At 64.0% G+C, this 7,181-nt stretch carries 7 protein-coding genes; all 7 read right to left on the bottom strand.

Annotated elements, in window-relative coordinates; genetic code table 11:
• Positions 1 to 83: 83 nt before the first annotated feature.
• Genes NUV89_RS12445 through waaF form a run of 7 tightly spaced genes read right to left on the bottom strand, consistent with a single transcriptional unit; the run spans position 84 to position 7,030 of the window.
• Positions 84 to 1,523, bottom strand: coding sequence for a lipopolysaccharide kinase InaA family protein (locus NUV89_RS12445; RefSeq protein ID WP_257781553.1), 1,440 nt, complete (start codon positions 1,521 to 1,523; stop codon positions 84 to 86).
• The gene (locus tag NUV89_RS12440; RefSeq protein ID WP_257781552.1) at positions 1,523 to 2,275 is read right to left on the bottom strand and encodes a lipopolysaccharide kinase InaA family protein; all 753 of its coding nucleotides are present in this window, start codon (positions 2,273 to 2,275) and stop codon (positions 1,523 to 1,525) included. Before NUV89_RS12440 ends, NUV89_RS12445 begins: the two co-directional genes overlap by 1 nt.
• Positions 2,272 to 3,006: a lipopolysaccharide kinase InaA family protein gene (locus tag NUV89_RS12435; RefSeq protein ID WP_257781551.1), complete on the bottom strand. Its 735-nt coding sequence runs from the start codon at positions 3,004 to 3,006 to the stop codon at positions 2,272 to 2,274. The genes NUV89_RS12440 and NUV89_RS12435 overlap by 4 nt, the downstream gene beginning before the upstream one ends.
• On the bottom strand, positions 3,006 to 3,812 hold the full coding sequence (rfaP, locus tag NUV89_RS12430; protein ID WP_257781550.1) for a lipopolysaccharide core heptose(I) kinase RfaP: 807 nt from the start codon (positions 3,810 to 3,812) through the stop codon (positions 3,006 to 3,008). The genes NUV89_RS12435 and rfaP overlap by 1 nt, the downstream gene beginning before the upstream one ends.
• Positions 3,809 to 4,933 (bottom strand): glycosyltransferase family 4 protein, encoded by a 1,125-nt coding sequence (locus NUV89_RS12425; protein WP_257781549.1) that lies wholly within the window; start codon positions 4,931 to 4,933, stop codon positions 3,809 to 3,811. Before NUV89_RS12425 ends, rfaP begins: the two co-directional genes overlap by 4 nt.
• Entirely contained in the window at positions 4,933 to 5,994 is a 1,062-nt protein-coding gene (gene waaC, locus NUV89_RS12420; protein ID WP_257781548.1) for a lipopolysaccharide heptosyltransferase I, read from the bottom strand. Before waaC ends, NUV89_RS12425 begins: the two co-directional genes overlap by 1 nt.
• Before the next feature lies 1 nt (position 5,995).
• The gene (gene waaF / locus NUV89_RS12415; protein WP_257781547.1) at positions 5,996 to 7,030 is read right to left on the bottom strand and encodes a lipopolysaccharide heptosyltransferase II; all 1,035 of its coding nucleotides are present in this window, start codon (positions 7,028 to 7,030) and stop codon (positions 5,996 to 5,998) included.
• Positions 7,031 to 7,181 lie beyond the last annotated feature (151 nt).

Here is a 7,181-nt window from a genome sequence, read left to right as displayed (position 1 = left end):
CAGGCACTGATGTGCAAACTGACACGCCGCCTTCGCGGGCAAGCCCGCTCCCACATTGATTTGTTCCCACATTTCGACCGCGATCAGACCTGCGCTGGCAACCGCTGGTCGATGAGCTTGTACAACGCACTCTCCGACGACCAGTTACGCATAAACCGCGCACGATCCTTGGCGTACGCCTGAGCGAAGCTGGCATCGCTGCTGTGTTGGCGCATGGCGTCCAGGTCGATCAGCGACCAGCGATCCTTGTCCCAGAACAGGTTGTGACCCTTGAAATCGCCATGGCTGATGCGCTCGCGGATCAGCTCGGCGAACAGGTGGTCGAGGGCCAGCAGTTCGTTTTCCGGCGCATCACCCTGCTCAACGTAAGGCGCAAAACGCTCGATGATGTCCGGCCCTGCCAGGTGCTCGGTGACCAGGTAAGCCCGGCTGCGCAGCCAGAAAAAGCGTTTCTCCAGGACCGCCAGCGGCTTGGGTGTGGCGATGCCAAGGAACGCCAGGCGATTGCCTTCGCGCCAGGAATGCCAGGCCCGGCTCGGGCGCCAGAAGCGCTTGAGCCAGTGGGCGAAGCCCTTGATGTTGTAGCGCTTGATTACCAGCGGGCGGCCTGCCACGTCGACCTTGGCCACGGTGGCCGCGCCGCCCGTCTTGAACAGATGACCCTGGTCGAGCAAGGCATCGGCCTGCGCCAGTACGGGCAACAAAACGACCTCTTCTTCACGACGGATCGCACGCAGGGCAAACGGCCCGCGCAAGACACTGAACAGCGTACATTCGCGGCCGACCTTGTTGAGGAAGTCCTTCAACCGCCACGCGCTGACCTTGCGCACCTGTTTTTCCAGGGCCTCCAGCGGCAAGGCGTGTTCGCCGTTGCTCAGCAGGTAGTACACCAGCAGCTCTTCGGTAAACGGTGCGAGGTTTTTCGGCAACTGGGCAAAAAACACCCCGAGGTTCTCCAGCACGCGGTTGCGCGACAGCGGCTTGCCCGCCTCTTCAACGCGAATCCCGGCGCCGTCGATCAAATACAGTTTGTCGCCCTGGCGCAGCAGGTTGTCCAGGTGCAAGTCTTCCTGCCACAGGCCCTTGGCGTGCATCTGCGCAATCGCGCCCAGTGCTTCGGCAAGTACGGCGGTTTGTTCGTCGGCCAGCGACGGCAACCCTTCGACGGCCTGCCAGGCATCCGCCAGGCTTTCAGCGCCGTCGATGAACTCAAAGAGCAGCCAGCCGCCCTCGCCGTCCTGCAAGCCATCGGCCAGCAATTGCGGTGTGGTCAGGCCTTGCTCGGCGAGCAGCAGCACGCCGGTCAATTCACGCTGAAAATGCCGCGCCGCCTTGCTGCCCACCAACAACTTGGCCAGCACCGGGCGCCCGCGCCACACCGCCGCGCCCACGTAGCGCTCGCCCGGCAATACACGCAACAGCCTCAGCAGCTGCAGCTGGCCAGGGCCGGCCGCGTCGGCCAGCTCGATGGTCAGGGGCAAGTCAGGGGTACGGCCGGCAGTTTTCAGCTCGGACAAACGCATCAACGGTTTTCCTTGTGGCTACGACGGGCGCTCAGGCGCTGGTACCACGTGGCGACCAGTGCACTGTCCTCGGGCTGATCGAGGTACGCCGCCAACAGTTGGCGCACCTGCACATCAGACCATTGTGGTGCGCGGCGCAACAACGGTTCCAAATCCTTGACCCGATCACGCCAGCCGAACAGCAGCGGGCGGGTTTTCTCCAGGTCGATCAACTGCGCGGCATAACCGTCGCCGGTGGCCTGCAGGAAAATATGCTTGGGATAAAAACAGCCGTGCACCTGGCCGACGCTGTGCAGCCGACGGGCCAGTTGGCCGCACGCCAGCAGGATCGCAGCGTGCTGGGCATCGCTCAGTTGCGGCCACTCGTCGAGCAGTGAATCCAGGTCATTCCAGCCGTCGAGTGCGCGGGTTAGCAGCATCGCGCGGTGCTCACCGGCCACCTTGCGCTCGCCGTAGAACGCCGCCTGCAACGCCGGGATACCGAGCTTGCGGTAGCGGCTGATATTGCGAAATTCCCGCGAGAAACTCGGCTCGCCAAACGGCCGGTGCAGGCTGCGCGTCAGGTAGTTGCTCTGGCGCTTGAGGTAATAGCCATGGCCGTCGAGCTCCAGGCGAAACACGCTGCTCCAGCCGCCACGGCTGGTGTTCGGCTCGTCCACCGCGTCCAGCTGCTTGGCCCACAGCGCGTCAAACGTGGCCAGGCCGTGGCGCTCCAGCAGCGCACGGTCCTCGGCCGCCAGGAAGTCAGTCATTCGCGCCCCTCAAAAAACTTCACCACGTGGCGAATCCGCTGTTTGTCCGACGCGCTCAGGTGCCGGCGCTGACGGTATTGCATGTAGAAACGCAGGCGCTGGGTGGCCGACAGGTGATACTTGGCCACCTTGTCGAGGCAGGCCAGGTCCTTGGTGATGCGGTACTTGAGCCAGAACCCGCGCCAGAAATCGCCGTTGGGGCAATCGATCAGGTACAGGGTCTGCTGGTCGTCGATCAGCAGGTTGCGCCACTTCAAGTCGTTATGGGTGAAGCGGTGGTCGTGCATGGTGCGCGTGTATTCGGCGAGCTGGCGGCTGACCGCATCGACCCACTTGGGATCGTGCAGGCGCGCGTCGTCGCGGTCGGCGAGCACCGACAGGTCTTCGGTGCGCGGCAGCTCGCGGGTAATCATCGCGCCACGGTCATACGCCAGGCCGTTGCGCTCCAGGCCCCAGGCGATCACATCAGCGGTGGGAATACCCCACTTGGCGAAGCGCTTGAGGTTCTGCCATTCGGACTTGACCCGCGGCTTGCCCAGGTAACGGCGCAGGCCCTTGCCGGCGCCGGTGTAACGCTTGACGTAGTAATTGACCCCGTCACGCTCGACACGGATCACCTCCGACAGCGGGTCGTGGGTCAGTTGCTCGCCTTGCAGGGCGAATACCGCCTCAAGGCTGCCAAAATCATCCGCCAGGTTGGCGTAGGCCGGTTCCAGGTTCCAACCCGCCATCAGATCGCATCCCCGTAACGTTGTTTGCGTGCGTAGAGCTTGTCGGCCTTGCGTTGCATCAGGCTCAGGGACGCCGATTGCTCGGCGAGGATCTGGCGCAGCGGCTGGCGGAAGTAGCCCTTGAGGAAGCGCAGCTTGTCGCGCCGGGTCAGGCCGATGTCCAGCGCCGAGTAGTACAGCGCGGACAAATCCTTGTCGCGCCAGCGCAGCGGCAAATGCGCGCGCAATTGGGCACGGTGCAGGTCGATCACCGACAGCTTGATGTCTTTCGCGTCGATGGGCTTCGCGGTGTCCAGCAGAAAGTGGCACAGGTAGCAGTCGCGATGGTTCACGCCGCCCCGGTGCATATCGCCGACCATGCGCGCCAGCTCAAAGGTGAGCGCATGGCGCAATACCGGCGCAGGCGGTTCGGCGACCCAGTTGATCGTCAGGTCTTCGAGGCTGACGGTGGGCGCCAGCTCTTCGGTGATGATGAACGAGTGCTGGTCCGCCGGGTTGCTGCCCTTTTCGCCAAACGCCACGCCGGTCATGGTCGGCACGCCGAGGGCTTGCAGGCGATGGATCGCTGCCCACTCCAGGCCCGCGCCGAGTACCGGCAGCTTGGCGGTGATCAGGTTCTTGAAGATCTCGCCCCAGCCAATGCCACGGTGGATCTTCACGAAATACGGACGACCCTCGACCACAGTGCGCAATGTGCGCCGCGCCGCCAGTTCACGGAATACTTCGCCTTGCAGTTTCTCGACTTCAGCGAAGGCGTCACGCCCGGCCCATAACGTCTTGAACGGTTCGGCAAGAATCAACTTCATCGTTTCGGCTCCGCCAGAATCACATCCGCAGCGTGCTGCGGCATGCTGTAGAGGTCGGCCGTCTCGGCGAACGCCAACCCATTGCGGCCCCAGGCCGCGCGCTGTGCAGTGTCGCTGAGCATTTGCGTCAGGTACGCGTTGAGCTGTGTTTGTTCAAACGGCTCATCCAACACCTTGCCGCAGTCGGCTTCGGCGATGTAGTGGGCATAACCACACACCGCCGAGACCAGCACCGGCAACCCGGCCACCAGGGCTTCGAGCAACACGGTGCCAGTGTTTTCGTTGTACGCCGGGTGGATCAACAGGTCGGCCCCCAGCAGGAAACGCGGGATATCACTGCGGCCCTTGAGGAACTGCACGTTGTCCCCCAAGCCCAGCGTGGCGCTTTGCAGTTGGAATACCTTGGGGTCGTCCTGGCCGATTACAAACAGACGCGTGCGTTTTTTCAGCTCCGCCGGCAGTGCGGCCACGGCCTTGAGGCTGCGGTCGACGCCCTTGGTCTTGAAGCCGGAGCCGATTTGCACCAGCAGCAGGTCGTCGTCACCGAGGTTGAATTCCTGGCGGAAGCCTTCGCGGATTTCAGCCGCATTCGGCGGCGCGCGACGGTCCTGGGCGATGCCCGGCGGCAGCAGGTGGAAGCGCTCCAGCGGCGTGTCGTAATGCTTGATGAACAGCGGCTGCTGCACTTCGGAAATCATCAGCACTTCGGTCTTGGCGTCCTTGGCAAACACCGCGCGCTCGTACTCGGCGAAGTGTTTGTAGCGGCCAAAGTAGCGGTACAGCGAGTGGCGCAGGTTTTGTGCCTTGTCTTCAAAGCAGCCGTCGGCGGCGTAGTAGACGTCCAGGCCCGGCATTTTGTTGAAGCCGATCAGGCGATCCACCGGGCGCTTGGCCAAGTCGGCGGCCATCCAGGCGCTGAGCTTTTCGTTGCGCCGATGATTGAAGAACGCCTTGACCGGCGCCACCAGCACTTCGAAGCCGGGCGGGATGTCACCTTCCCAGATCAGCGTGTACACACGGATCTGGTGGCCGCGCTGCTGGCACTCCAGGGCGATGCGCATGAAGTCGCGCTGCAAGCCGCCGAAGGGGAAGTATTTGTACAAAACGAAAGCCAGTTGCATCAGTGCAGCTCCTCAGCCAATAACAACGTGCTCAGTCGGCTGGCCACACGCTCAGGGTTCAGGCGCGTGAAGCACAGGGGCGACTCGCGCTTGAGGTCGAACCGACGCAGGTCGTCGGCCGTCGGTTGATAGGTACAGTGCTTTTGCAGGCACGGCGCGCAGGGGAAGTCGCTGCCCAGGTGAATCTGGCCCTTGCCGTATGCGCCGGTCAGGCCCGGGTTGGTGGGGCCGAACAGGGAAATGGTCGGCACATCCAACGCGGCGGCCAGGTGACCGAGGCCGGTGTCCACTGCCACACAGGCGCGGGCGCCGGCCAGCACGCGGGCGACGCCAGCCAGGTTCAGCTTGGGCAACACTTCGGCGTTCGCCAGGCCGTGGGCCAGGCGGTCGGCGCGGGCCTTTTCGGCGGCGTTGCCCCAGGGCAACTTCACGTCCACACCGAGGCGGCCCATGCGTTCGGCCAGCTCGCGCCAGTAGGCTTCGGGCCAGTGCTTGGTGTCCCAGGTGGTGCCGTGCAGCAGCAGGACGAAGGGTTTTTTCGGCGGCAGGCCGAGCAGTTTCTCCACGCTCAGGCCGTAGTCGCCCAGGCCCTTGGGCAGGTCATAACCGAGGGCCACGGCAAACAGTTGGCGCAGGCGCTCCACCGCGTGTTGGCCACGGGCCACGGCCAGGCGTCGGGAGTAGAAGCGCGCGGCCATCGGCTCACGGGCGGAATTCTTGTCGAAACCGGCCACTGGCGCGCGCACGTAGCGGGTCAGCCAGGCGCTTTTGAGCAGGCCTTGGGCGTCGATCACCAGGTCGTACTTGGTCGCCTGGATGCGCTGCTTGAAGCGCCGCCACTCGCCACTCTTGAGGGTCTGCCAGATGTTTTTGCGCCAGCGGCGAATCGCCACCGGGATCACCTTGTCGACCGCTGGGTGCCAGGTGGGAATCTCGGCGAAGCCTTCTTCTACCACCCAGTCGAATTGAATGCCCGGGATCGCCCGCGCGGCATCGGTGAGTGCCGGCAAGGCGTGGATCACGTCGCCCAGGGATGAGGTCTTGATTACCAGGACGCGCAAACTATCGGACCTCGACCGCAGCGCCTTGCAACCGCTGCAAGGCTTCGTTGACCGGCTGCGGCAGCAACTGGCGCATGCAGTTGTAGTGGCCAAAACGGCAGGTGCGTTCAAAACACGGGCTGCACTCCAGGCCCAGGCGCACCACTTCGACCTTGTCGGCCAGCGGCGGGGTGAAACCCGGCGACGTGGAGCCGTACACCGCCACCAACGGGCGGTTCAGCGCCGCCGCGACGTGCATCAGGCCGGAGTCGTTGGACACCACCGCATCGGCGCAGGACAGCAGGTCGATGGCCTCGGCCAGCGACGTATCGCCGCTGAGGTTCACCGCCTCTTCGCGCAGGCCGGGGATCAGGCGCTGGCGAATGTCTTCGCCCACCGGGTGATCCTTCTTCGAACCAAACAGCCACACCTGCCAGCCTTCGCGGATTTTCATCTCGGCGACCTTGGCGTAGTGCTCCGACGGCCAGCGCTTGGACTCGCCAAACTCGGCGCCCGGGCACAGCGCCAACACCGGGCGATCCAGGGTCAGGCCGAACTTGGCCAGGGCGGCATCGCGGCTCACGGGGTCGATCTGCAGGCTCGGGCGCGGATACGGCTTGGGCAACTCGGCCCCCGGCTCGTACGCCAGGGCCATGAAGCGCTCGATCATCAGCGGGTAACGCGCTTTATCGAGGGTGCGCACGTCATTGAGCAGCACGTAGCGGAATTCGCCGCGCCAGCCGGTGCGCTTGGGGATGCCGGCGAAGTACGGCACCAGCGCCGACTTCAGCGAGTTGGGCAGCAGGATCGCCTGGTCGTAGTGGCCGGCCAGGGATTTGCCGATGCGCCGGCGGGTCGCCAGCTCCAGGGCGCCGTGGCCGAGCGGGAAGCTCAAGGCCGCGCGCACTTCGGGCATGCGTTCGAGGATCGGACGGCTCCACTCAGGGGCGAGCACGTCGATCTGGCAGTCGGGATGACGTTGTTTCAGGCACTGGAACAGTGTCTGCGCCATCACCATGTCACCGACCCAACTGGGCCCAACGATCAGAATATTCATGTAGTTTCCACAAACGATGCGGGGAGGCTTATGCCTCCCCGCCTCGATAATTACTGTAGGTCATGGTTAGCCCGGTACTAGCTGTGTGTGGGAGCGGGCTTGCTCGCGAAAGCGCAGTGTCAGTCACTGAAAATATTGACTGATATACCGC

Origin of the sequence: Pseudomonas sp. 18.1.10 (genome assembly GCF_024655625.1) — a bacterium.
In the GTDB taxonomy this organism is placed as follows: domain Bacteria; phylum Pseudomonadota; class Gammaproteobacteria; order Pseudomonadales; family Pseudomonadaceae; genus Aquipseudomonas.
The sequence above is the reverse complement of the archived record's forward strand: the minus strand, read 5'-3'. Positions and strand labels throughout refer to the sequence as shown.

Coding starts and splice junctions, on each gene's coding strand:
- NUV89_RS12445 (WP_257781553.1), bottom strand. CDS start 1,523: ATGCGTTTGTCCGAGCTGAAAACTGCCGGCCGTACCCCTGACTTGCCC.
- NUV89_RS12440 (WP_257781552.1), bottom strand. CDS start 2,275: ATGACTGACTTCCTGGCGGCCGAGGACCGTGCGCTGCTGGAGCGCCAC.
- NUV89_RS12435 (WP_257781551.1), bottom strand. CDS start 3,006: ATGGCGGGTTGGAACCTGGAACCGGCCTACGCCAACCTGGCGGATGAT.
- rfaP (WP_257781550.1), bottom strand. CDS start 3,812: ATGAAGTTGATTCTTGCCGAACCGTTCAAGACGTTATGGGCCGGGCGT.
- NUV89_RS12425 (WP_257781549.1), bottom strand. CDS start 4,933: ATGCAACTGGCTTTCGTTTTGTACAAATACTTCCCCTTCGGCGGCTTG.
- waaF (WP_257781547.1), bottom strand. CDS start 7,030: ATGAATATTCTGATCGTTGGGCCCAGTTGGGTCGGTGACATGGTGATG.